At 67.3% G+C, this 23,407-nt stretch carries 28 protein-coding genes and 1 tRNA gene; 12 read left to right on the top strand and 17 right to left on the bottom strand.

What is annotated here, in order from left to right:
- The first annotated feature begins 153 nt into the window (after positions 1-153).
- Genes DI276_RS32470 through DI276_RS32460 form a run of 3 tightly spaced genes read left to right on the top strand, consistent with a single transcriptional unit; the run spans position 154 to position 3,316 of the window.
- Complete coding sequence (locus tag DI276_RS32470; protein ID WP_112270473.1) at positions 154-1,461, top strand: ABC transporter substrate-binding protein; 1,308 nt, start codon at positions 154-156, stop codon at positions 1,459-1,461.
- A complete protein-coding gene (locus tag DI276_RS32465) occupies positions 1,458-2,414 on the top strand; it encodes a carbohydrate ABC transporter permease (RefSeq protein ID WP_232837067.1) in 957 nt (318 codons plus the stop codon). Before DI276_RS32470 ends, DI276_RS32465 begins: the two co-directional genes overlap by 4 nt.
- A gap of 5 nt (positions 2,415-2,419) precedes the next feature.
- Positions 2,420-3,316 carry a carbohydrate ABC transporter permease gene (locus DI276_RS32460; protein WP_112271385.1) on the top strand — a complete coding sequence of 299 codons (897 nt, stop codon included), beginning with the start codon at positions 2,420-2,422 and terminating at the stop codon, positions 3,314-3,316.
- 67 nt (positions 3,317-3,383) lie between these two features.
- On the opposite strand, the gene lepB is transcribed toward DI276_RS32460, so the two are convergent.
- The 9 genes from lepB to DI276_RS32415 all read right to left on the bottom strand — a co-directional run bounded on the left by lepB (position 3,384) and on the right by DI276_RS32415 (position 11,112).
- The gene (gene lepB, locus DI276_RS32455) at positions 3,384-4,214 is read right to left on the bottom strand and encodes a signal peptidase I (RefSeq protein ID WP_157985079.1); all 831 of its coding nucleotides are present in this window, start codon (positions 4,212-4,214) and stop codon (positions 3,384-3,386) included.
- A 10-nt stretch (positions 4,215-4,224) separates the two neighbouring features.
- Positions 4,225-5,613 (bottom strand): sensor histidine kinase, encoded by a 1,389-nt coding sequence (locus tag DI276_RS32450; protein WP_408610599.1) that lies wholly within the window; start codon positions 5,611-5,613, stop codon positions 4,225-4,227.
- On the bottom strand, positions 5,610-6,305 hold the full coding sequence (locus DI276_RS32445; protein WP_112270469.1) for a response regulator transcription factor: 696 nt from the start codon (positions 6,303-6,305) through the stop codon (positions 5,610-5,612). The genes DI276_RS32450 and DI276_RS32445 overlap by 4 nt, the downstream gene beginning before the upstream one ends.
- A gap of 69 nt (positions 6,306-6,374) precedes the next feature.
- Complete coding sequence (locus DI276_RS32440) at positions 6,375-6,986, bottom strand: trimeric intracellular cation channel family protein (RefSeq protein WP_112270467.1); 612 nt, start codon at positions 6,984-6,986, stop codon at positions 6,375-6,377.
- Between the two features lie 19 nt (positions 6,987-7,005).
- Positions 7,006-7,983 (bottom strand): nucleotidyltransferase domain-containing protein, encoded by a 978-nt coding sequence (locus DI276_RS32435; protein ID WP_232837066.1) that lies wholly within the window; start codon positions 7,981-7,983, stop codon positions 7,006-7,008.
- Between the two features lie 37 nt (positions 7,984-8,020).
- Positions 8,021-8,806, bottom strand: a complete 786-nt coding sequence (locus DI276_RS32430) for a methyltransferase domain-containing protein (RefSeq protein WP_112270465.1) — start codon at positions 8,804-8,806, stop codon at positions 8,021-8,023.
- The gene (locus DI276_RS32425; protein WP_112270463.1) at positions 8,806-9,966 is read right to left on the bottom strand and encodes a GNAT family N-acetyltransferase; all 1,161 of its coding nucleotides are present in this window, start codon (positions 9,964-9,966) and stop codon (positions 8,806-8,808) included. The genes DI276_RS32430 and DI276_RS32425 overlap by 1 nt, the downstream gene beginning before the upstream one ends.
- 10 nt (positions 9,967-9,976) lie before the next feature.
- Positions 9,977-10,792: a 3-hydroxyacyl-CoA dehydrogenase family protein gene (locus tag DI276_RS32420; protein ID WP_112270461.1), complete on the bottom strand. Its 816-nt coding sequence runs from the start codon at positions 10,790-10,792 to the stop codon at positions 9,977-9,979.
- Positions 10,789-11,112 (bottom strand): EthD family reductase, encoded by a 324-nt coding sequence (locus DI276_RS32415; protein ID WP_112270459.1) that lies wholly within the window; start codon positions 11,110-11,112, stop codon positions 10,789-10,791. Before DI276_RS32415 ends, DI276_RS32420 begins: the two co-directional genes overlap by 4 nt.
- Positions 11,113-11,186: 74 nt before the next feature.
- On the opposite strand from DI276_RS32415, the gene DI276_RS32410 reads away from it, so the two are divergent.
- Positions 11,187-11,834: a histidine phosphatase family protein gene (locus DI276_RS32410; protein ID WP_112270457.1), complete on the top strand. Its 648-nt coding sequence runs from the start codon at positions 11,187-11,189 to the stop codon at positions 11,832-11,834.
- On the opposite strand, the gene rpmF is transcribed toward DI276_RS32410, so the two are convergent.
- The 3 genes from rpmF to DI276_RS32395 are packed head-to-tail and all read right to left on the bottom strand — an operon-like array spanning position 11,831 to position 13,124.
- The gene (gene rpmF / locus DI276_RS32405; RefSeq protein WP_071812574.1) at positions 11,831-11,992 is read right to left on the bottom strand and encodes a 50S ribosomal protein L32; all 162 of its coding nucleotides are present in this window, start codon (positions 11,990-11,992) and stop codon (positions 11,831-11,833) included. The genes DI276_RS32410 and rpmF overlap by 4 nt on opposite strands.
- A complete protein-coding gene (locus DI276_RS32400; protein ID WP_086666239.1) occupies positions 11,992-12,243 on the bottom strand; it encodes a type B 50S ribosomal protein L31 in 252 nt (83 codons plus the stop codon). Before DI276_RS32400 ends, rpmF begins: the two co-directional genes overlap by 1 nt.
- Positions 12,240-13,124 carry a GTP-binding protein gene (locus tag DI276_RS32395; RefSeq protein ID WP_157985078.1) on the bottom strand — a complete coding sequence of 295 codons (885 nt, stop codon included), beginning with the start codon at positions 13,122-13,124 and terminating at the stop codon, positions 12,240-12,242. Before DI276_RS32395 ends, DI276_RS32400 begins: the two co-directional genes overlap by 4 nt.
- 56 nt (positions 13,125-13,180) lie before the next feature.
- Here DI276_RS32395 and rpmB point away from each other — a divergent pair, with 56 nt between their 5' ends.
- Genes rpmB through rpsR form a run of 4 tightly spaced genes read left to right on the top strand, consistent with a single transcriptional unit; the run spans position 13,181 to position 14,109 of the window.
- Positions 13,181-13,417: a 50S ribosomal protein L28 gene (gene rpmB, locus DI276_RS32390; RefSeq protein WP_112270453.1), complete on the top strand. Its 237-nt coding sequence runs from the start codon at positions 13,181-13,183 to the stop codon at positions 13,415-13,417.
- On the top strand, positions 13,417-13,584 hold the full coding sequence (gene rpmG, locus DI276_RS32385; RefSeq protein WP_086666242.1) for a 50S ribosomal protein L33: 168 nt from the start codon (positions 13,417-13,419) through the stop codon (positions 13,582-13,584). Before rpmB ends, rpmG begins: the two co-directional genes overlap by 1 nt.
- 1 nt (position 13,585) lies before the next feature.
- Positions 13,586-13,879: a 30S ribosomal protein S14 gene (gene rpsN, locus DI276_RS32380; RefSeq protein ID WP_112270451.1), complete on the top strand. Its 294-nt coding sequence runs from the start codon at positions 13,586-13,588 to the stop codon at positions 13,877-13,879.
- Entirely contained in the window at positions 13,879-14,109 is a 231-nt protein-coding gene (rpsR, locus tag DI276_RS32375; protein WP_112270449.1) for a 30S ribosomal protein S18, read from the top strand. The genes rpsN and rpsR overlap by 1 nt, the downstream gene beginning before the upstream one ends.
- Here rpsR and DI276_RS32370 read toward each other — a convergent pair.
- Positions 14,057-14,413, bottom strand: coding sequence for a hypothetical protein (locus DI276_RS32370; RefSeq protein ID WP_157985077.1), 357 nt, complete (start codon positions 14,411-14,413; stop codon positions 14,057-14,059). The two genes, rpsR and DI276_RS32370, sit on opposite strands and share 53 nt — an antisense overlap.
- Before the next feature lie 84 nt (positions 14,414-14,497).
- Between DI276_RS32370 and bluB the strand changes: the two genes are divergently transcribed.
- Both bluB and DI276_RS32360 read left to right on the top strand, forming a co-directional pair.
- Complete coding sequence (bluB, locus tag DI276_RS32365) at positions 14,498-15,130, top strand: 5,6-dimethylbenzimidazole synthase (protein ID WP_112270445.1); 633 nt, start codon at positions 14,498-14,500, stop codon at positions 15,128-15,130.
- A 44-nt stretch (positions 15,131-15,174) separates the two neighbouring features.
- Positions 15,175-16,674, top strand: coding sequence for a tetratricopeptide repeat-containing diguanylate cyclase (locus DI276_RS32360; RefSeq protein WP_112270443.1), 1,500 nt, complete (start codon positions 15,175-15,177; stop codon positions 16,672-16,674).
- Here the strand turns inward: DI276_RS32360 and DI276_RS32355 are convergent.
- Positions 16,671-17,318, bottom strand: coding sequence for a response regulator (locus DI276_RS32355; RefSeq protein ID WP_112270441.1), 648 nt, complete (start codon positions 17,316-17,318; stop codon positions 16,671-16,673). The genes DI276_RS32360 and DI276_RS32355 overlap by 4 nt on opposite strands.
- Positions 17,319-17,757: 439 nt before the next feature.
- Between DI276_RS32355 and DI276_RS32350 the strand changes: the two genes are divergently transcribed.
- On the top strand, positions 17,758-20,955 hold the full coding sequence (locus tag DI276_RS32350; RefSeq protein WP_112270439.1) for a penicillin acylase family protein: 3,198 nt from the start codon (positions 17,758-17,760) through the stop codon (positions 20,953-20,955).
- 55 nt (positions 20,956-21,010) lie between these two features.
- Here DI276_RS32350 and DI276_RS32345 read toward each other — a convergent pair whose 3' ends face one another.
- Both DI276_RS32345 and DI276_RS32340 read right to left on the bottom strand, forming a co-directional pair.
- Positions 21,011-21,745, bottom strand: coding sequence for an FkbM family methyltransferase (locus DI276_RS32345; RefSeq protein ID WP_198681042.1), 735 nt, complete (start codon positions 21,743-21,745; stop codon positions 21,011-21,013).
- A gap of 10 nt (positions 21,746-21,755) precedes the next feature.
- Positions 21,756-22,592 (bottom strand): hypothetical protein, encoded by an 837-nt coding sequence (locus DI276_RS32340; protein ID WP_232837065.1) that lies wholly within the window; start codon positions 22,590-22,592, stop codon positions 21,756-21,758.
- A gap of 175 nt (positions 22,593-22,767) precedes the next feature.
- Here DI276_RS32340 and DI276_RS32335 point away from each other — a divergent pair.
- Positions 22,768-22,843: transfer RNA gene (locus DI276_RS32335), tRNA-Arg, on the top strand.
- 60 nt (positions 22,844-22,903) lie between these two features.
- Here DI276_RS32335 and DI276_RS32330 read toward each other — a convergent pair.
- A complete protein-coding gene (locus tag DI276_RS32330; RefSeq protein ID WP_112270437.1) occupies positions 22,904-23,383 on the bottom strand; it encodes a hypothetical protein in 480 nt (159 codons plus the stop codon).
- Positions 23,384-23,407 lie beyond the last annotated feature (24 nt).

Genomic DNA, 23,407 nt, shown 5'->3' with positions numbered 1-23,407 from the left:
CAAGTACCGGGATCGTGTTAGAAACCAGCTGTGCACGGGTTTAACAGCTGAGTAACGGGACTTGACATGATGTGTGCCTGGGACCACATTGTGCGCAACTTTGTTGGAGTCCTGTTCGGTTCGCACGAGCGAGTGTCACCTGTAGGAGCGACGATGGTTCGGTACACGCCCGGTTCCTCTCCGTTACCGCAACTCGACCGGCGGACCCTGTTGCGGATCATGCTGGCCGGGGCGGGCGTCGCCGCGACCAGCGGTCTCGCCGCGTGCGGCGGTGGCTCGAGCTCCGGCGGTGACTCCAAGGTCGTCACCTTCGGCAACAACCTGTCCGACCAGGTGCCGAAGGACGCGATCACGGCGGCGGTCAAGGCGTTCGAGGCCAACTCCGGTGGCCTGTCCGTCACGATCAACACCAAGCAGCACGAGCAGTACCAGGAGCAGATCAACAACTACCTGCAGGGCAAGCCGGACGACGTGCTCGCCTGGTTCGCCGGGTACCGCATGCGGTTCTTCGCCGACCAGGGCCTCACCGGTGACCTCACCGACCTGTGGGGCAAGATCGGCGGCAACTACTCCGACGCGCTCAAGCAGGCGTCCACCGGCTCGGACAAGAAGCAGTACTTCGTGCCGTTCACGCAGTACGCGTGGGGCATGTTCTACCGCAAGAGCGTGTGGCAGGAGAAGGGTTACGAGGTCCCGAAGACCCTCGACCAGCTCGTCGCGCTCGCCACGAAGATGAAGGCCGACGGCCTGATCCCGATCGCGTCCGCCGGCAAGCAGGGCTGGCCCCTCATGGGCACGTTCGACCAGCTGAACTTCCGCATGAACGGCTACCAGTTCCACGTCGACCTGTTGGCCGGCAAGGAGAACTGGCAGGACAAGAAGCTCAAGGACGTCTTCGACACCTGGAAGCGGCTGCTGCCGTTCCACCAGGAGAACGCGCTCGGCCGCGAGTGGCAGGAGGCCGCGCAGACGTTGCAGCAGAAGAAGTCCGGCATGTACCTGCTGGGCGCGTTCGTGGGCCAGCAGTTCCCCGACGCGGACAAGGCCGACCTGGACTTCTTCCCGTTCCCGGAGATCAACCCCCAGCACGGCATCGACACGGTCGAGGCGCCGATCGACGGCTACATGATGGCGAAGAAGCCGGCCAACCCCGAGGGTGCGCTCAAGCTGCTCGAGTACCTGTCGAGCGCCGAGCCGCAGCTCGCCTACCTGAAGGCCGACCCGACCGCGGTCGCGACCAACCAGAAGGCGGACACCTCCGGCTACAGCCCGCTGCAGAAGAAGGTGGCGGACACCATCAAGAACGCGAAGCACATCACGCAGTTCCTCGACCGCGACACCGACCCCGGTTTCGCGAGCGAGGCGGCCACCAACGGCCTCATCTCGTTCATCAAGAACCCCGATGACATCGACACCGTGCTCAAGGGCATGGCCGACCAGGCGAAGAACATCTTCAAGTGACCGCACTGCAGGAGAAGCCGAAGGCGGTGGCCCCCAGCGGGCCGCCGCCTCGTCGGCGTGGAAAGCGTGCCACGGCCCTCGCCGGCACGGACAAACTGGTGCTGGGGCTCATGCTCGGCATCCCCACGATCGTGCACGTGCTGTTCGTGTGGATCCCGACGCTGGGTTCGATCGGGCTGTCGTTCAGCAGATGGAACGGCATCGGCGGGTTCGAGGACATCGAGTGGATCGGCGTCGACAACTACGTCGAGATCTTCACCGAGTACCCGCGGTTCTGGCCGGCGGTGCAGCACAACCTGATCTGGCTGGCGTTCCTGCTCATCGTGCCGACCTGCGCGGGCCTGCTGCTGGCCGTGCTGCTCGACCGCGAGCTCAAGTTCAGCCGGATCTACCAAAGCGCGCTGTACATGCCGATGGTGCTGTCGCTCGCGTTGATCGGCTTCATCTGGCAGCTGATCTACACCCCGGACGGCGGCCTGCTGAACTCGCTGCTCGGCTTGAGCGACAAACCGGTCGACTGGATCGGCGACTCCGACATCAACCTCTACGCGGTGCTCGTCGCGGCCGCGTGGCGGCACACCGGCTACATCATGCTGCTGTACTTGGCCGGCCTGAAGTCGGTGGACCCGGCGCTGAAGGAAGCGGCGGCACTGGACGGCGCGTCGTCTGTGCAGACGTTCTTCCGCGTCACCTTCCCGGTGATGAAGCCGGTGAACATCGTGGTGGCGGTCGTGACGGTGATCGAGGCGCTGCGCGCGTTCGACATCGTGTACGTCATCAACAAGGGACGCAACGGACTCGAGCTGTTGTCGGTGCTGGTGACCGACAACATCATCGGTGAGGCGTCGCGCATCGGCCGTGGCTCCGCGGTCGCCGTGATCCTGCTGACGATCTCGCTCGGCGTCATCATCCCGTACCTGTACCAGACGTTCAGCAAGGAGAACCGGTCGTGACGGCCATGCTGCAACGGCCCTCGGCGCCGGTTCCTGCCCAGAAGCGCCCGGTGACCCCGGCCCGGATCGCGTTGCACGTCTTCCTGATCCTGACGTGTCTCATGACTCTGGCTCCGCTGCTGTGGGCGGTCTACGCGTCGCTGCGCACGTACGACGACACGTCGGTCAACGGCTACTTCTCCGTCGCGAAGTCCCTCACGTTCGAGAACTTCGCGAAGGCGTGGGAGATCGGCGACCTGCCGCACTTCTACTGGAACACGTTCCTGATCACCATTCCGGCGCTGATCATCACGCTGCTGCTCAGCTCGATGGTCGCGTTCGGTGTGTCCCGGTTCAGCTTCAAGTTCAACCTGATCCTGCTCATGATCTTCACCGCGGGCAACCTGTTGCCGCAGCAGGTGGTCGTGACGCCGCTGTGGCGGCTGTACCGGATGATCGAGGTCCCCGAGTGGATCAGCGCGAGCGGTTCGCTGATCGACTCGCAGCTCGGCGTGATCCTGATCCACATCGCCTTCCAGTCCGGCTTCTGCACGTTCGTGCTGTCGAACTACATGAAGACGATCCCGTACGAGCTGACCGAGGCCGCACGGGTCGACGGCGCGTCGGTGTTCCGGCAGTACTGGCAGCTGACCCTGCCGCTGTGCCGGCCCGTGCTGGCCGCGTTGGCCACGTTGGAGTTCACCTGGATCTACAACGACTTCCTCTGGGCGTTGGTGCTGATCCAGGACGGCGACAAGATGCCGGTCACGTCGGCGTTGCAGAACCTCAAGGGCACGTTCTTCACCGACAACAACCTGATCGCGGCTGGGTCGCTGCTCGTCGCGCTGCCCACGCTGGTGGTGTTCTTCGTGCTGCAGCGGCAGTTCGTCGGCGGCCTGACGTTGGGGTCGACGAAGGGCTGACCGAGCCGCACGTGAAAGCGCCCCGAGCCGGTTGGCTCGGGGCGCTTTCACGTTGGTCAGGAAGGAACTACTTGCCGCTGGTCTGCGGGTTGTAGTCCGAAATGGTGCCCCACCGGCCGACCGGGATCACGATCACGCGGGCCTTGCCCACCACGTTCTCGATCGGGATGGCGCCGTCAGCAGGCGTCGGGTCGCCGTGCTTGCGCGAGTCCGACGAGTTGTTGCGGTTGTCGCCCATCACCCACAGCTTGCCCGCGGGGACGGTGACCTTCTCGAACGCATCCTGCTGGCGCGGGCCGCCGCCGAAGTTCAGGTACGGCTCGTCGAGCGGCTTGCCGTCGACCATCACCCGGCCCTGCTCGTCGCAGCACTCGACGGTCTGGCCGCCGACCGCGATGACGCGCTTGATGAAGTCCGTGCCGCTGGGCTCGGACAGGTTCACCATCGAGCCGAGGTCCTGCAGCGTGCCGACGAGGAAGTTCGGCGGCTGCTGGCCACCGGTCCAGTTCGGCGGGCCGTGGAAGACGATGACGTCGCCCGGCCGGGGGTCGTTGAACAGGTACGTGATCTTCTCGACCAGCACCTTGTCGTTCACGCAACCCGTGCAGCCGTGCAGGGTCGTCTCCATCGAGGCCGACGGGATGACGAACACGCGCGCGATGAACGTCTGGATGACGACGGTCAGCAGCAGCGCCACGCTGAAGATGACCAGCAGCTCTTTCCAGAACGGCTGCTTCTTCTTCGCCTTCTTCTTGGAGAACCTCGGCGCCGGGTCGTCGTCGTAGGAGTACGACGACGACCGCGAAGAGGACGTCGAGAACCGCGACGTCGGTTCGTCTCCGGCGGGAGGCGTCGTCTCCCAGGTCGACGAAGAATCGTCGTTCACGCGATGACTCACACGCCCCACCTTACGGACGTCCGGGTAGGCGCAACGTGAACAGGGCCCCACCTTCGGGGGCTCTGCCCGCCGTGGCCGTGCCGCCGTGCCGTTGCGCCACCTGCTTCACGATGGCGAGTCCCAGGCCGGAACCCGGCAGGGTCCGCGCCTCGGACGAGCGGTAGAACCGCTCGAAAACGTGAGGTAGATCGGCATCCGCGATGCCTGGGCCCGCGTCCGCCACCTCCACCACGGCACTGCCGTCGCCCACCTGACGCAGGCTCAGCCGCACCGCTGAGCCCGAGGGGCTGAACTTCACCGCGTTGTCGAGGAGGTTCAGCACCGCGCGCTCGAGAGCACTTGAATCACCCAGAAGTGTCCACGGTTGCAGCTGCACGTCGAACGTGACGTCGTTCGAGGCGCGTCGGCGCGCGCGGTCCAACGACCGTTCTACCACCTCGACGAGGTCTACGGGTTCGTGGATGACCTGGGGCGCGTCCTCGCGGGCGAGTTCGACCAGGTCACCGATCAGCGTGGTCAGCTCGTCGAGCTGGCCGCGCACGTCCGCCTGGATCTCCTGCTTGTCCTCGGAGGACAACGTGGGCGAGTCCGGGCGTTCCGACGCGAGCAGCAGCTCCAGGTTGGTGCGCATGGAGGTCAACGGCGTGCGCAGCTCGTGGCCCGCGTCGGCGACCAGACGGCGTTGCCGTTCCTGCGACTCCGCGACCGCGCCGAGCATGGCGTTGAAGCTGTGCGTCAACCGCGCCAGCTCGTCGTCGCCCGACACCGGGATCGGCGTCAGGTCACCGGTGTTCGCGACGCGTTCGGTGGCCTCGGTCAGCCGTTGCACCGGCCGGAGGCTCGTCCGGGCGACCGCCGTGCCCGCGATCGCCGCGAGCAGCACGCCCGCCCCGCCGATCAGCAGCAACACCACGCTGAGCTTCGCCAGGGTGGTCCGTTGCGGCACCATCGACTGGGCGATGATGATCGCCTGACCCGGCTGGTACTTGGCCGCGATGACCCGCGACTCGGTCTTGTGGTCGGTCCAGATGAACTCGTCGCGCTCGCCCTGCGCGACGTCCCAGGCCTCCTCGACCGTGGGCGGCGGGTCGGTCTCCTTCGGGTAGATGATCTTCCCGGACCCCGCCAGCAGCACGCCCATCCTGACGTCGCCGGCCGCGAGGAACGCCGCCGGGTAGTTCTCGACCTCGTCCGGCGAGGTGACCTTCTTGCCGTTCGCCACCGTGGCGGCACGCGAGCGCAGACCCTCGTCGAGCGCGTCGTACACGCTCTTCTTCACGATCATGTACGCACCGAGCGACACCAACGCGACGGCTCCGGCGACGCAGAACGCCGCGAGCCAGGTGACCCGAGCCCGCAGCGACGCCTTCTGCAGCCGTCCCTGGGGTTCACCGATCACGGAGGGGTCTCCCGGAGGACATAGCCCACCCCACGGACCGTGTGGATCAGCCTCGGCTCGCCATCCGCCTCCGTCTTGCGGCGCAGGTACCCGACGTAGACCTCGAGTGCGTTGCCCGAGGTCGGGAAGTCGTATCCCCACACGTCCTCCAGGATGCGGCTGCGCGTCAGCACCTGGCGCGGGTGCGCCAGCAGGAGCTCGAGCAGCGCGAACTCGGTGCGGGTGAGGCTGATGGAGCGGTCGCCGCGGCGGACGTCCCTGGTGGACGGGTCCAGCTCGAGGTCGGCGAACTTGAGGACGGCCGCGGACTGCTGGCTCGCGTCGTTGTCCTGGGCGGCACGGCGCAGCAGCGCGCGCAGTCGTGCCAGCAGTTCCTCCAGCGCGAACGGCTTGGGCAGGTAGTCGTCGGCCCCGGCGTCCAACCCGGACACGCGGTCGCTCACGGCGTCCCGCGCGGTCAGCACGAGGATCGGCAGGTCATCACCGGTGCTGCGAAGGCGCCGGCACACCTCCAGCCCGTCCAGCCGCGGCATCATCACGTCGAGCACCATGGCGTCCGGCCTGGCGGCAGTCACCGACTCCAGGGCCTGCATGCCGTCTCCGGCAGTCTCGACCTGGTAGCCGTTGAACTGGAGCGAACGGCGGAGTGACTCCCTGACCGCCCGATCGTCATCGACAACGAGGATGCGCATAGGGGCAGTGTTGCTGAGGGATCTGAGAGCCGCCTGAGAAGCGCCCTAACTGCGGGTGTGAGTTCAGTGTTAACCCTCCAGGCCCCGCGCGACCGGCGCATTCCACTTTCGCCACAGCGCAATCAGCCTGATGGTGATGATTATTGACGCACCAGTCAGCGCGACCAGGTCTTTCGGCAACCGTGCCCACTCGCCCAGCGCAACGGCCACCGCCCCGGCGAGTGCTGCCACGGCGTAGATCTCTCTCCTCAGGACCAGAGGAATCTCTCGGAGGAGGAGGTCACGAACCGCGCCGCCACCGATACCCGTCGTCATGCCGATGAGGCACGCGGCGTAGGGCGTGGCGCCGAGAGCCAACGCGGTGGTGGTGCCGGACGTGACGAACAGACCGAGCCCCACGGCGTCCAACAACAACACCGTGCGTCGGAGCTTGGCGACCTGCGGGTGGAACCAGAAGACGATCAGACCGGTGCCGCCGGCGACCAGGAGGTACGGCCAGTTCCGCAGGCTGGTCGGCGGGTGCACGCCCAGCAGCAGGTCGCGGATGATCCCGCCGCCCAACGCGGTGGTGAGCGCCAGGACGGTCACGCCGAACACGTCCAGCCGAGCGCGCACCGCGGCCACCGCACCGGACGCGGCGAACACGGCGATCCCGATCAGCTCCAGGACGATGAGCAGCACGAACCGGAAGGATACGGATCTACCGAGGGGTCGCCTCCCGGCGGTAACCGACCTCCAGCCGGCCGCCGGCGGACACCAGGATGTGCTCGACGACCTCGATGAACCAGTCGGCGCCCTCGCCCCGCGCCAACGCCCGGTAGGCGTCCACGAGCTCGTCGGCCTTGGCCTCCTTGAGCCGCCGGAGCAGCCACTTGCCGTGTCCCAGCCACCGGTTCTGCACGACCAGCGCCAGCTCGCCCGCGCAGGTCAGCAGCCGGGCCGCGACGAACAGCCGCTCGTCGTCGTCCCGCGCCCCGATCAGGTCTTCCAGCAGGTCGGTGGCCCCGTAGCGGCGGTCCTCCAGTTCCGTGGCGGTCGGGATCGGCGGGCCGACGTCCAGCAGAGCGCGTGCCTCGGCCCGCATGCGCTGGCCGGTGCCGTCGGCGTCGAGCATGAGAAAGCCGTCGGCGCACATGTGCAGCAACGGAGGGCGCCGGTCCTGGGTGTCCCTGGCCACGAAGTCCTGGAACGTCTCGATCGTGTGGCAGAACAGCTCGACCGGCCAGCCGCGGTGCTCCAGCGTCTCCCGGTAGGCGCACGGCAGGTCGTCGACGATCACGACGACGTCCAGGTCCGAGTTCGCCGTGTAGTTGCCGGCCGCGACGCTGCCGCCGAGGAAGGCCGCCGTCGCGAGCGGGAACCGTTCGTCGATCAGGTCACGGGCGACCTGGACGGGATCCTTGTCCCAGTCCAGCGGGTACCCGGTGACGTAGTAGTCCTGGTCCCGGTCGAGCGGCCCGAGCACCTGCTCGACGCGCGCCCAGATCTCCGGGCTCACCTCGTGCAGGTCGACCAGCCACGGGTTGTCCTCCGCGTCGAACAACGGCCGGATCTCCACGAACTGCGCGCGGGTGATCTCCCGCACGCTGACCGGTGGCCCGCTGTGCTTCTTCGCATAGCCCTTCAGGCGCCAACCCATGTTGTCGCCGTAGGCGTGCCTGACGTCGTCCCCCGTCACCCGTTCATTGTTACTTGGCGGACACATATGCACGAACTCAGACGCGCGCGACCGCCAGCAGATAGCCGAGCGACGGCTGGACCGCGACCGGCGACAACAGCTGGTCGAGATACTGCCGCGCCGCTTCTCCGTGCGCCGCAACAAGAGCGTCGTAGTGCTTGCGAGCACCGGCCTGCATGCGCGGCAGGGTCTTGCGCGCCTCCGCGCTGAGGTCCAGCAGCTCCACGACCTGCAAACCCGCTGCGGCCAGCAACTTCGGGTAACCGCCGAACGTCGGCAGCTCGTCGATGTCGTAGGTGGTCAGGACCGGCTGCAGCTCGTCCAGCACCCCCTGCGAAACCGGCTTGCGCTGCACGAAGTCGGACACCACGACCACACCCGACGGCCGCACCACGCGGGCCAGCTCGCGCAGGACGCCGACGCGGTCCCCCAGGTGCGGCAACGTCTCCACGGCCCAGGCCGCGTCGAACGTGTCGGCGGCGAACGGCAGCGCGTGCGGATCACCGTGCACGAACCGGACCTGGTCGTCGACGAACAGCGCTTCCGCACGGACGTTGGCGCGGTGGACGTGTTCGGCGCACGGGGACACCGACACGATGTCGGCGTGCGACGCCTCGGCCAAGCGGAAGGCCGATGTGCCGACCCTGCGGCCCAGGTCCAGCACGCGCCAGCCGTGCCGCGCGCCGAGCTTGTCGATGTGCAGCGCGGTCATGCGTTCGGCCGCGACGCGGTTCGGGGACTCGTCCTCTTCGGACGTCCAGAGCCCGAAGTGCAGGTTGTGGTCCCAGATCGTGCGCATGACCTCGTGGTAGACGTCGGTCATCAGAAGAAGTCCGCCAGCCGCGGGACGCCGGACGCGCCGACGAGCTGGTCCAGGACCACCGCGTCGGCCGGGTCGCCCTCCAGCAAACCGGCGCGCCGCAACGCATGCGTGTTCTGGAAGCCGGTGAACCACGGGCCCAGCGCCCGCGCGTGCAACCGGACCGCCCCGGTGCCGCCGGGTTCGACGCGCACCTCGCCGTCCTCGACGACGATGCGCTGGTTGCCCGCGTGCCACGGCGCGTGCTCGTCGATGATCTCCACGTCGACGGCGGCGTCTGCCAGGCGCGGCCAGCCACGTGCGGCCACCGCGGCGGGCAGGTCGACGACGCGCAGCATCCACGTGGAGGTCGACACCGAGTACCGCATCGGCGTCGCGCCGAGCAGCGCGAGCGTGGCGGGGTCGGTGATCTGCAGGTCGATGGCGTCGAGCGTGCCGGCCCACGACTTGAGCGAGGCCAGCAGGTTCAGCTGGGCCTCGACGTCCACACCGATGAGGTCGAGTACCTTGAGGCGGCCCATGTCGCCGCCGCCGGGCTCGCGCTGAGCCGTCAGATAGCCGCGCAGGCCGTTCGGGCCGGGCAGCACGCTCACCACGTCCATCTCGAGCACCTTCGCGACGTCGATCCGCGGCGGGCGGCGGTCGGCCATGCCGTCGATGGTCCGCGCCACCTCGAGGTAGCAGTCGCGCAGCGCGGTGAGATCGCTCTCATCAGCCGGGCGCGAAGGTATCCGCTCGGCTGGTTTCGGGGCGGCGAGCACCCTGTCCATCGGGACCTCGACCCACTCGAAGAGCCCGGCGCGCTCCCAGCCGCGGCTCCGGTACAGGGTCGGCACGGTCGCGTAGAGCACGGAGACGGGCTGGCCGTGCTCCCGCATCACCGGCAGTGCCGCGTCGAGCAACGCAGTCGCGACACCCCGGCCGCGCGTGGCCCCGTCGACAGCGACGCCGCCGATCCCGCCCATCGGGACCGCGGCACCACCGTAGAACTGCGCGTACTCACCGATGCCGAGCACTCCGGCGACCTTGCCGTCGATCTCCGCGACCAGCCCGTGCCTGCCCGGCGTGACCAGCCGTTCCGGTCGCTCGCTCGCGTTGAACGCGAGCTTGCGGAGCCGGAACACGGCGTCGAGGTCGTCCTCGGTGTACTCCCGAATGTGCACGGCCAACTATCTACCAGGAAAAGAAGCCCTGGCCCGTCTTCTTGCCCAGCTCATTCCGCGCGACCTTGTCCCGCAACAGCTGCGGCGGCTCGAACCGGGGCCCCAGTTGCGCCGCGAGGTGTTCGGCGATCGCCAGCCGGACGTCGAGTCCCACCAGGTCGGTGAGCTCCAGCGGGCCCATCGGCCAGCGGTAACCGAGCTTCATGCCGGTGTCGATGTCCGCAGGCGAGGCCACGCCCTCCTCCACCATGCGAATCGCTTCCATGCCAACGGCAACGCCGAGCCGTGAGGTCGCGAAGCCAGGAGAGTCCCGGACTTCGATGACGGTCTTCCCCATTTCTTCAGCCCAGGTTCGCGCTTTGGCCACGTTCGCGGGGTCGACGCCGTCGTGGTGCACCAGCTCGACGAGCTGCTGGACCGGGACCGGGTTGAAGAAGTGCATGCCCAGCACGCGTTCGCCAGGCAGCCCTGCGGCGATCTCGGCGATCGAGAGCGACGACGTGTTGGACGCCAGGATCGCGTTCGGACACTTCGCCGCGGCGTCGCCGAGCACCTTCTGCTTCAGCGGCACGTTCTCCGGCACGGCCTCGATGACCAGCGCCGCGTCCTCCGGCAGCTCACCGGTGCTCAGGTTCGCGAACACCGCTGCGGCATCGGCGAGCTTGCCCTTCTCCTGCGCCTTGTCGAGCGAGCGCTGGACAGCGAGCCTGCCCTGCTCCGCGCGTTCGGCGTCGGCCTCCGCGAGCGTGACCTCGTGGCCGTGGGCGAGCAGGACGTGCGCGATGCCCGCGCCCATCGTGCCGCCGCCGATGACGACGGCCTTCACTTCTCGACCACCACCTCGGCGCTGAACATCGCGACGAGCTCCATGCCACCGATCTCTGCGAGGTTCGCGCCCGACGAGGCCCACTCGGGCGTCTGCACGGCGGCCTTCATCGACTCGGCCGAGTCGAAGTACATCTCCGCGATCATGTATGGCTCGTTCTCGCCGAGGAACCCGGCCAGGACGACCCGCTGCACCTTGGCGACCTCGGCACGCACCAGCCCCGGCACGGATTTCACGATCGGCAGGTGCGTTTCGAAGTACCTCTCGTCGAAGCCCTCGGGGTCGGCGGGCTTCTTGTACAGCGCGATGTACTTGATCATGTGACGCCATCCTCCTCGACTCGCCCAGCACTGTAACGCCCGAGCAGGATGCCCGGCTGAGGCACGATGGATGCGTGCGGATCATCCTGCTGCGCCACGGCCAGAGCCTCGGCAACGTCGACGAGCTCGCCTACTGCCGCATCCCCGACCACGCCCTCCCCCTGACCGACCTGGGCGAACGCCAGGCCAGGGCGGCCGGTCCCACGATCAGGGGGCTGATCGGCGACGGGCCGGTCGCGGCCTACGTGTCGCCGTACAAGCGGACGCGCCGCACGTTCGAGCTGCTCGGCGTCGACGCCGAGCGCGTCGTCACCGAGCCGCGGGTGCGCGAGCAGGACTGGGGCAACCTCCAGGACCCGATGGAGCAGGAGATGCTCAAGCACCAGCGGCACGCGTTCGGGCACTTCTTCTTCCGGCTGCCCAACGGCGAGTCCGGCGCGGACGTGGACGACCGAGTGGCGGCGTTCCTGGACGGTCTTCAAGTCCGGTTGCACGAGGCCGAGACGCATCCCAAGACGGTGCTGATCGTGTCGCACGGTCTGACGATCAGGTTGCTGTGCCGCAGGTTGTTCGACTGGAGCATCGAACTGTTCGAGTCGCTGTCCAACGTGGACACGTGCGAGAACCGCGTGCTCGACCACGACGGCACGGGGTGGAAGCTGGACCGCCCGTTCGTCCAGTGGCGCGACTCACCGGACGGGACGGTCCAGCTTCCCGGTTAGAGCAGTCCTCGTTTGTACGCGGCCACGAGACGGCGTGGCACGAGAAGTTCCTTGCCATCGAGCGTGCGCACGCGCACGAGGTCCGGCGCGGTGGCCTTCCACTGGCTTCGCCGGTGCCGCGTGTTGGACCGGGACGTCTTGCGCTTGGGGACGGCCATCAGCGTTCACGCTTTCCGTAGCGGCGGTTGAACTTCTCGACCCGGCCCGCGGTGTCCACGAGTCGTTGCGTGCCCGTCCAGAACGGGTGCGAGTCGGCGGTGATGTCGACGACGAGCAGCGGGTAGCTGTTGCCGTCCTCCCACTCGATCGTCCTGCTCGAGGTGGCTGTCGAGCGGGTCAGGAACGTCTTGCCGGTGGACGCGTCCTGGAAGACCACCGGGTGGTAGTCGGGGTGGATACCGGGCTTCATATCGCCATCTTTCGGATCGAGTCCACGAAGGACAGTTCGTCGTCGGTCAGCAGCGCTGCGCTGAACGCGTTGGTGATGTCGTCGGGCTCGCCGAGGGTGATCGCCACGATCTGCGTCGTCTTGCCCCCGCGCGGCCCGCCCTCGCCCACGTGCAGCCCACCGCCCGCGGATTCCAGGTGCAGCGCCAGATCCGGCTCGTCCGCGACCCACAGCCGGCCGCGCGAACGCACCACCGTGCCGTCGAGCAACGAGTCGAGCGCGTCGTTCAGACGTGCCGGGTGGAACGGCCGGTCGGCCGTGAAAACCGCCGTCGAGACCCCGCACTCGGGCGTGAGCGGCACCATCCGAGGGCGACTACCGCGCTTGACCACGACCGTGTCCGGCGTGCAAACATGCGCCCCGGGAGCCAGCCGTTCCAGCACGGCCAGCGTCCGTTCGTCCGCATCTCCTTGCAGCACCAGCACATCCGCGGCCTCGGCCTGCGCGACCACGACCTGCGCGACCGTCCGCTGGTCGCTGACCATCGAGGCGTCGCCCAACGCGTCGTCCAGCCAGGATGCCGCGTCGAGCACGGTGATCACGCACTCCACGTCCACGCCGAGGTTGCGGCGCACGGCGTCCGGTTCGAGCAGCGGGTCCAGGTGCAGCACGACCGTGTGGCCCGCAAAGCCCTTGAGCAGCTCGCGCAGATCCTCGCGCACGGTGCACGACACGCAGTTGTGCAGCAGGTCGACGTCGGTCGCGATGCCGTCGACCCAGCGCCGCACGCACGTCTCCGCAGCTACGTGCCGCACGAGCACTGAGCCGGGCCGGTCGCGCCACACCCGCACGGCGACGTCGTGGTCCACCAGCCCCGCCACCATAACGACAACGGTTTCCATGTAGGTTACGGTAGTTGAAAACGAATGTCGTTTCAAACCCGACCAGGAGGTGGAACATGGGCAAGCGCTGCCAGCTGACCGGACGTGAGCCGGGCTTCGGCAACCAGGTCTCGCACTCACAGCGCAAGACGCGCCGCCGGTGGAACCCGAACGTCCAGCGCAAGCGGTACTGGGTGCCGTCGCTGAACCGGTTCGTGACGCTGACGCTGTCCACCAAGGGCATCAAGACCGTCGACAAGCTGGGCATCGAGGCCGTCGTCGCCCGGCTGAAGCAGCAAGGGGTGAAGGTCTGATGGCCAAGAGCACCGACGTCCGGCCGATCATCAAGATGAGGTCGACCGCAGGCACCGGCTACACGTACGTGACCAGGAAGAACCGCCGCAACGACCCGGACCGACTGGTGTTGCGCAAGTACGACCCGGTGGCGCGCAAGCACGTCGACTTCAAAGAGGAGCGCTGACGTGGCGAAGAAGTCGAAGATCGCCGCCGACCAGCGCCGCCGTGAAGTGGTTGCGCGTTATGCGGAACGTCGTGCGGAGCTCAAGGAAATGCTGCGGCACCCGGAAACGCGCGAGGAAGCGTTGCGGGGCCTGCAGAAGCTGCCGCGGGACGCGTCGCCGACCCGGCTGCGGAACCGGGACGTGGTGGACGGACGGCCGCGCGCCTACAACCGGGCGTTCGGCCTGTCCCGCATCCGGCTGCGGGAGATGGCCCACCGGGGCGAGCTTCCCGGCGTCTCGAAGGCGAGCTGGTGATGCGCGACAAGAAGCCGCCGAAGCGCAGGCAGAACCTGCTCAAGACCGCAGGCGTGACCGTCGTCGACTGGAAGGACGTCACGCTGCTGCGCAAGTTCATCTCGGACCGGGGCAAGATCCGGTCCCGCCGCGTGACCGGCCTGACGCCGCAGCAGCAGCGTCAGGTCGCCACGGCCATCAAGAACGCACGGGAGATGGCCCTGCTGCCGTACCCGTCACAAGGGCGATGACGCGGATCGCCGTGCTGGCCAGGAAGGCCAGCACGGCGAGCTGCACCAGCAACGCGAGCACCCAGGTCGTGTGTTCGTCGACCGTCAGATCGCCACGAACACCCACCAAGAAGGTCGCGTAGAGGCCCCAGCACTGCAGTGCGGCGAGCCCGGCGCCGACGATCGTCGTGCGCAGCGACACGACCACGACGACGGCGGCGAGCAGGACGAGGGCCAGCAGCGGCCAGGCGCCGGTGAACGTGGTCACGCCGACTCCCGCGCCGAATCCGAGCGCGGAGCCGTAACCACCTCTCATTCTTCGCATCCGATCGGTCTATCGTCTCGGATGAGATCAGCGCCACCTCTCCAGCGTGAAGTTGGTGCTTTCGAGTGAGGCACCATCGCACGAATGAGCCTGTACGAAGTTGTGCATCGACGCCGGGACACCCGCGCGGAGTTCACCGGTGCGGAAATCCCTTCCGACGTGCTGCGGCGGGTGTTGACCGCAGCTCACGCCGCTCCGAGCGTCGGGCTTTCCCAGCCGTGGGACTTCGTGCTCGTGCGCGATGAATCGATTCGGCGCGCGTTCCGCGACCACGTCCAGGCCGAACGCACCGTCTTCGCAGCTCAGCTCGATCATGAACGGGCAGAGGTCTTCTCCCGTATCAAAGTCGAGGGCGTCATGGAGTCCTCGCTCGGCATCGTCGTCACCTACGACCCCGACCGGGGCTCGCCGGCGGTGCTGGGCAGGCACGCGATCGCGGACGCGGGCTTGTACTCCGTGTGTCTGGCCATCCAGAATCTTTGGCTCGCGGCCACGGAGGAAGGCCTCGGTGTCGGGTGGGTCAGCTTCTACCGAGAAGATGTGCTGCGCCGTCTGCTGGACATCCCCACGAGGGTCCGTCCGGTGGCGTGGCTGTGCGTCGGTCCGGTTCGATCCCTGCCCGACACGCCCGATCTGGAACGTCACGGTTGGCGCAACCGACTACCCCTTGATGACGTCCTGCACCACGATCGGTACGGGGCGCGACCGTCCCGGTAGCCTGTGCAGGCCGCTCGGCGAGTCGGAACGGAGTCGATGAACGAGTGGAGCAGCGTGATCCGCTGGTAGCGGGCCAAATACCGCGGCTGGACCGGGAGGTCCGCGCGTTGCTCAACGCTGGCCGCCTGCCGGAGGCGAACAGTCTTTTCGACGAGGTGGTCACCAAGGTGTCCCCCGGCGCCGACCGCTGGGTCCGGTCGGCCGTGCTGGTGAACCGGGCCGTCATGGCGTGGCGCCTCGGCCGCATTCCGCTCGCCCTCGAACTGGCCGCGGAGGGCTGGACGGACCTCGACGCCGAACGTGCGGACAGCCCTGCCGTCGCGCAGACGATGGGCTCGCTCGGTTACCTCATGGAGGGCATCGGCAACCGGCGCGCGGCGCTCGACATGCTGCGGCTGTCTGTGCAGGTGGCGCGCCGTGCGGGCAACACCGACACGTTGGCGCACTGCCTGCAGCGGCTCGGTGGTTCGCTGAACTTCCGCGCCTGCTCAGGGCCTCCCGCGGCCGCCCCGGCGATCTTCGAGGAAGCGCTGGCGTACCTCGACGAAGGCCTCGGGCTCGTCAAGGAGGAGGTCATGCGCCGGGCGCTGATGGGCGCCTACGCGCGGTCCTTGGCCGGCGTCGGTCAGCTGGAGAAGGCAGAGGAGACCGGCGCCGAAACTCTGCGACTGTCGTTGGACGCGGATGACCTCTGGGGCATCTCGGTCGGCAACTGGGTGCTGGCCGTCGTACGACGCGAGCAGGGTGATCTCGACGAGGCGCGCACACTCGCGTCCCGTGCGGTGTGCAACGCCGAACGCATCAACGACACGTCGCTGCTGCTGCGGTTCTCCACGGAGCTGGCGGACATCTGCCACGCGTTGGGCGACTCGGTGGGCGAGGCCGAGGCGTTGCGTAGGTCGATGACGGCTTCTAAGACCGCTACCGAGACGTTGCAGGAAGGCCTGGGCCAGGCGCTGGAGCAGCGCCGCGTTGCCGTGCAGGCACAACGGCTCGCGGTGGCGGCGCAGGAAGCGGCGGCGCGGGATCCGTTGACGGGCCTGGCGAACCGGCTCGGGCTGGAACGCGCCGCGCAGACGTTGCTCGAGTCGACGGCGGCGCGCGGCCGGGTGCCGTGGCTGGTGCTGGTCGACGTCGACTGGTTCAAGGGTGTGAACGACGACGCCGGCCACGCTGCGGGCGATGCGGCGTTGCGCGAGATCGCGGCGTTGCTGCGGCGCGAGTGCCGGGCCGACGACCTGGTGGCGCGCTGGGCCGGCGACGAGTTCGTGGTGCTGCTCGGGGACACCGGGCCGAACCTGGACGTGGGCCCGAACGTGGCCGAGCGGATCCGCGCGGCCGTCGACGGCCACGACTGGACGATGGTGCTGGGCGCGGTCCGCCGCCCGACGGTGAGCATCGGTGTCGCGGCCGGCCCGGCCAAGCTGGACCAGCTGTTCGCGGCCGCGGACATGGCGCTCTACCGCGCCAAGCGCCACGGCCGGAACAGGGTCGAGGTCGAACCTTCGGTTGACGAGATCCCGGAGATCGTGTCCGGAAACTAGGCGATCAGGCCGCCTCGGTAGGCAACGAGAGCGGCCTGCACGCGGTTGACCGCGCCGATCTTGCCGAGCACGGACGAGACGTAGCCCTTCACCGTCGCCTCCGACAGGTGCAGGGTGCCGCCGATCTCCGCGTTGGACATGCCCTGGCCGATCAGCACGAGCACCTCGCGCTCGCGTTCGGACAGGCTCGCGAGGAGCCTGCGTGCCGGCTCGGCCATCCGCTCGCCGTCCGCAACGGCTGCGAGGACTCGTGCCGCCACACCGGGGTCGAGCACCGCGCCACCGCGTGCGAGGTCGCGCACGGCCTTGACCAGCTGTTCCGGTTCGGTGTCCTTCAGCAGGAAGCCCGACGCACCGAGTCTCAGGGCTTCCGAAACGTATTCGTCGACGTCGAACGTGGTCAGGATGCAGACCCTCGGCGAATCGGGCAGCGTGCGCAGCCGCCGCAGCGCTGCAAGCCCGTCCGAGGTGCGCATCCGGATGTCGAGCAGGACCACGTGTGGACGGTGCTGGCGCGCCAGGTCGGCCACCAGGTGTCCGTCATCGCATTCCGCAACAACCTCTATGTCCCCGACGCTGCTCAGGATCATGCGAAGGCCGGAACGGACGAGGTCCTCGTCGTCGGCCAGCAGAACCTTGATCACGACGCCTCCCGCATTGGCGTTCCGTGCTCCCACATGTGCGTGATCTTCGCGTACGCACGCCGAAGGTCACGTTAATTCTCAGTTATCTCATCATGTGGTAACGGTTTTTCGAGATGACCGGAGACGTTCACAGTTACCGGAATTGCGCGTTGACTTCGCTGCGTAGGCATGCCACCAGGACTGGGGGCACATCTTCGGAACCCTGAGTAACCAAACTTGAAAATCCCACTTAGTGGAATCTTGTACCAGAACACAGATACGGCCGGACGATTCCGATTTCCCTTTTCGTTTCTGCCCATATGAGAAGTTGATGGCCTCCTGAACCGATACAGAGATCACGGGAGCGACACGGGAAACGCGAAGCTCTTTCGCAATAGCCTTACCGGAAAGTAACCTCCGTCACAACAACCCCTGCCTGCACGGAGAGGAGCTTCGCGCCATGCGGAGAGCCAATCCGGTGACGTCCCTGTTGGCCACCGCCGCCGTCACCGCCTCCCTCTTGATCGTTCCGTCCGCGGCCCAGGCCGACGCCCGTGCGTCCGCCTTCGCCACCGACGACTACTGCCTCGGCCAGTGCGGCGACGTCCTGCCACCCGGCAACAACGGCAACGCGACCCTGGCCGAGATCCTCGGCCACAAGGCGTTCGGCACCAGGCCTGCGCACTCGGCCGACCAGCTCGGCAAGTACGACGGCCTGGTCGCCGGCTACAGCGGCCTGACGAACGCGCAGCTGACGAACTTCTTCAACGACGCGTCGTTCGGCGTGCCGGCCGACCAGGTCGAGAGCACGCTGAAGCCGCGTGCCGACGTGACCATCGTGCGGGACAAGAAGATCGGCATGCCGCACATCACCGGCACCACCCGGTCCGGCACGATGTTCGGCGCCGGCTTCGCGGCCGCCCAGGACCGGTTGTGGCTGATGGACCTGTTCCGCCACCTCGGCCGCGGTCAGCTCTCGGGCTTCGCCGGCGGTTCGCCCGCGAACCGGGCGTTGGAGCAGAGCTTCTACAACCAGATCCCGTACACCGAGGCCGACCTGCAGAAGCAGATCGACACCGCGGCGGCCAAGAACGGCGAGCGCGGGCGGCAGGCGGTCGCCGACGTCAACGACTACATCGCCGGCATCAACGCTTATCTGACGCAGGCGGTTGCGGCGCGGAACTTCCCAGGCGAGTACGTGTTGACCGGGCACGCCGACTCGGTCACGAACTGGAACGACATCCAGCCGTTCAAGGCGACGGACATGGTCGCGATCGCCTCGGTCGTCGGTGGCCTGTTCGGTGCGGGCGGTGGCGGTGAGGTGCAGTCGGCACTGGTGAAGCTGGCTGCGCAGAACAAGTACGGTGCTGCCGTCGGCGAGCAGGTGTGGCAGGCGTTCCGAGCGCAGAACGACCCCGAGGCCGTCCTTACCCTCCACAACGGACAGTCGTTCCCGTACTCGGCCTCTCCCGCTTCGCCTGCCGGCGTGGCTCTTCCGGACGCCGGCAGCATCACGCCGGAGCGGATGAAGTACGACGAGGTGGGCGGTACGGGTGCTGCCGTTGCTGTGGCTGCTTCCGAGGACGCGGCTAAGGCGCGCGGGCTTTTTGCTGATGGCGTCCTGCCTGCCGACCTGCTGAACAAGAAGCACGGCATGTCCAACGCGCTGTCGGTGTCCGGTGCTCACACCGACACCGGCAACCCGATCGCCGTGTGGGGCCCGCAGACCGGTTACTTCGCGCCGCAGCTGCTGATGCTGCAGGAGCTCAACGGCCCGGGCGTCCGTTCGCGCGGCGTCGCGTTCGCCGGTGTGTCGATGTACGTGCAGCTCGGCCGCGGCGTCGACTACTCGTGGAGCGCGACCTCGTCCGGGCAGGACATCGTCGACACCTACGCCGTTGAGCTGTGCAACCCGGACGGTTCTGCTCCTACGAAGGCTTCTTCGTCGTACCTGTTCCACGGCGCTTGCGTGCCGATGGAACGGTTGGAGCGCAAGAATGCCTGGAAGCCGACGGTTGCCGATGGCACGCCGGCGGGCTCCTACACGTTGGTGATGTGGCGGACCAAGTACGGCCTGGTGCAGAGCCGTGCGACCGTCGGCGGCAAGGTCGTGGCGTACACGACGTTGCGCTCGACGTACATGCACGAGGTCGACTCGATCATCGGCTTCCAGGAGCTGAATGATCCTTCCGCGATCCGTTCGGCCACGGACTTCCAACGCGCGGCCAACAACATCGGCTACGCGTTCAACTGGTTCTACGTGGACTCGAAGGACGCGGCGTACTTCAACTCGGGCCTGAACCCGGTGCGGCGGTCCAATGTGGACCCGAACCTGCCGACCTGGGGCCGTGCCGAGTACGAGTGGGTCGGCTGGGACGGCAACGAGAACATCGCCTCGTACATGCCGTTCGCCGGGCACCCGAACTCGATCAACCAGGACTACTACGTCTCGTGGAACAACAAGCAGGCGCGCGACTTCACGTTCGGCGGCTTCGGGCACAGCGCCGTGCACCGCGGTGACCTGCTGGACCGCCGGGTCAAGGCGTTGCTCGCGTCCGGCCAGAAGGTCACGCGTGCTTCTCTGACGAAGGTGATGGCCGAGGCCGCGGTGGCCGACCTGCGCGCCGAGCAGGTGCTGCCCGAGCTGCTGCGAGTGCTGGAGTCGGCGCCGTTGGACGCCTCACTCGCCCCGGTCGTGCAGAAGCTGAAGGACTGGCAGCGCTCCGGCTCGTTGCGCAAGGAGACCGCGAAGGGCAGCAAGACCTACGCCCACGCCGAGGCGATCAGGATTCTTGATGCGTGGTGGCCGCTCCTGGTGCAGGCGCAGTTCAAACCATCGCTGGGTGATGGTTTGTACGACGCCATCGCGAGTGCCCAGCAGGTGGACGAGTCTCCGTCCGACACGCACGGCTCCGCGCCGCACAAGGGTTCGTCGTTCCAGTACGGCTGGTGGGGCTACGTGGACAAGGATCTGCGCAAGGTCCTCGGCGACCCGGTGCAGGGCGCCTTCCCGCAGAGCTACTGCGGCGGCGGCACGTTGTCCGGCTGCCGCACGGCGATGGTCTCGTCGTTGCAGCAGGCCGTGGCCAAGCCCGCAAACCAGGTCTACCCAGGTGACGCCGACTGCGCCGCCGGCGACCAGTGGTGCGCCGACACGATCATCCACCGCGCCATGGGCGGCATCACCCACGACAAGATCCACTGGCAGAACCGCCCGACCTACCAGCAGGTCGTGCAGTTCCCGTCCCGCCGAGGCCAGAACATCACGAACCTGGCCGTCTCCGGAACCGCTTCCGCGTCGTCCCACGAGACGGGAGCGAACAACCTCCCGCCCCGCCAAGCACTGGACGGCAACCCGTCGTCCCGCTGGGCGAGCGACTGGAGCGACAACCAATGGATCCAGGTGGACCTTGGCTCTGTGCAACGAATCGGTCGCGCAGTGTTGCACTGGGAGTCGGCCTACGGCAGCGGCTACCGCATCGACGTTTCCAATGACGGCGCGACTTGGCGGAACGTTTTCGCAACAAGTAGTGGCGACGGCGGCGAGGATGTCGTAGCGTTTGCAGCACAGGACGCGAGATACCTCCGAATGACGGGTACCCAACGGGCCACGCGTTACGGATACTCCCTGTACGAGCTTGAGGTCTACAGCTTGTAGGCCTTCGAGATGAGGACGCCGATCCACCCCCAGGGGTCGGCGTCCTCTACTTATTTCAGGCCCTGAACAGGTAGTTCCGCGCGGTCTGCCCGATCTTCGCGGTCGGCACCCACTGGTTGCCCTGCCACGTGCTCATCCGGTACCCGCGCTCGTCCAGGAAGTCAGCGACGTCCTGGACCCGATACCCGAACCGTTCGACGTGCCGTTCCTCGATCTCCAGCAACAGCGCCGGCTTGAACCGCTCGATGGTGTCCTTGCCCCCCTCGAGCACCCGCAGCTCGGCCCCCTCGACGTCCGCCTTGACGAAGTCGAGCCGCGTGATCTTCTGCTCCTCGACGAAGTGGTCCAGCGTGTCCGTCTTCACCACGACGTCAAGATGCTCTTCGAACTCCTCGTTGGACCCGAGCCCCTTGGCCCCCACCGTGAGGAACGACCGCCCGGTGACGGGACTCCCGTGCCGCACCGGCACGCTCATGACCTCGCGCCCCTGCCCGTTCCCCAAAGCCACCGAGTACCTCTTGATGTTGCTGCCCTCGCGCGGCCGCAAGACGTACGACAGGGCCGGATGCGCGAACACCAACGGCTCAACGCTGTGCACAGTCCCTTGTGGACCGACCAGTCTCGACAACGTGACCGTGTAAAGCCCCAAAGCAGCCCCGACGTCAACACAGACGTCTCCAGGCTTCACGATCTTGCGGAGCCCAATCAGCTCCGCCTCGGCATAGGGCGTGAGCCGGGCAAGCGCCCGCAACCCGGCAACCACCGCGGCACTGCGAAGTTCGGTCAACACCCGAACCAGCCTAGACGTGTCCGTTCGTGTGCTGTTCGCCCGCTGGCAACCCGATCTGATCAGCGAACTCGGCAGCGATGCTGGAGCCCCCGTAAACACTCAACGCCTTGGCCAGGTGCTGCCGCAAGTCCTTCCGATGCTGATCCTCAAGCTGAGGCAGAGCCCGCTCAACACTGCTGACCAACGACTCGGCCCAGTGCTTAGTCGGCTCCAGCTGCGCGATCTTGACCAGCTCAGCGAGGTGCCCGGACAACTTCACGGCCTCCTCAACCTGATACCCGTTGCGCTGCAACCACCAAATCGTGGCCGTCCCAACGTCCGTGAGCACCTCGTCCCGCAAGTACCGCATCTCAGCCCGCTCAACGTCCCGCTCAGCCAACTTGAACGTGGAGTTCCGCAGCAACTCGATGTGCTTGCGCGCCATCTCCAGGTCTTCGTCGCTGACGCTGACCTTGACGGTCTCGGCCCTGGCCCACACATGCGTCCCAGGCACCTGCCGCTCAGTCGCGAGCTCGTCCCCGAGCTGATGCTGCAACGCCGCATGGTGCACCAACATCGCCTTGCCGCTGATCTCCTTGGCCCGCTGCAAAACGTGGTGGATGGCCGCACTCTTGGGCGCGTTGTGCCTGAGCCCAGTGGCCAGATCAAGCCGCCACACCACCGTCAACTTCACGTGGAAGTCCAACCCGTAAACCGCACTGGGCAACGGCGTCTCGAACTCCTGCTGATGACTGCTGGCCGGCGGCACGAACGTGAAGTCCTCGGCACGCCTGGGCACCCGCCGGCGCCACCAAGCCTTCAGCGCACCAAGCGGTCCAGGACGGAAGTCGGGCCAAGGTCTGCTCACGCCCCTTGCGTACCTGACGTTTGTGCCCGACAGAAGGTGGCCTGCCTCACTTCCCTCCAACGGCCGCAGGCTTCTCTCGCCAGCCCTCACGGTGCGTTACCTCACGGCCTGTCCGGCGCGTTGGCGGGGGCGCTGGTCAACTCGGTGGCGGCGCCCCGGTAGACTGCTGTCGCCAGCCCTAGTAGCTCAGGGGATAGAGCATCGGTTTCCTAAACCGTGTGTCGCAGGTTCGAATCCTGCCTGGGGCACCACCTTTCGCCGGGTGAAATCAAGCCTTGACCTGCAGCAATGCGGTCGAGGCTTGATCTTTTTCAGCGACCCGACCGCACAAAGCTGATGTACGGCTCGTAGGCCGACAGGTCGCGGTGCGGTTCGTAGGTGCTCAGGTAGTAGTAGTCGGCCACGATGTTGGCCTGTTGTTCGGTGTTGAAGTCGGCGAACGTCTTCCCGCGCAGGCCGTCCGCGCCGCCGTAGTCGTAGAGGCCCTTCCTGAAGAAGCCGGCGATGGCGGTTGGCAGCAGGCTGAGGACGCTGCGACCGTGTTGGTACTGGTAGGCGTGGGTCAGCTCGTGGACCAGCCAGCGCTCGTAGCGGGCCTGGTGTTGCGGTGTGGTCAGAACTCCGCGGGGGAAGGTGACCAGGCGGGGCAGGGTGCGGGCTACGCCGAAGCTGCCCAGCAGGCCGCCTTCGGCCAGGCGGATGAAGCTGATGTCCAGGGCGTCGCCGAACACCTGGCTGGCGATTTCGGCCTCGCGGGATTCCAGGTTGCGGCGGAACACGGGTCGGAACACCTCGCACCTCCCTGACCCGCGGAT

The organism is Lentzea terrae (genome assembly GCF_003265345.1).
GTDB classification, from domain to species: Bacteria; Actinomycetota; Actinomycetes; order Mycobacteriales; family Pseudonocardiaceae; genus Lentzea; species Lentzea terrae.
The sequence above is the reverse complement of the archived record's forward strand: the minus strand, read 5'-3'. Positions and strand labels throughout refer to the sequence as shown.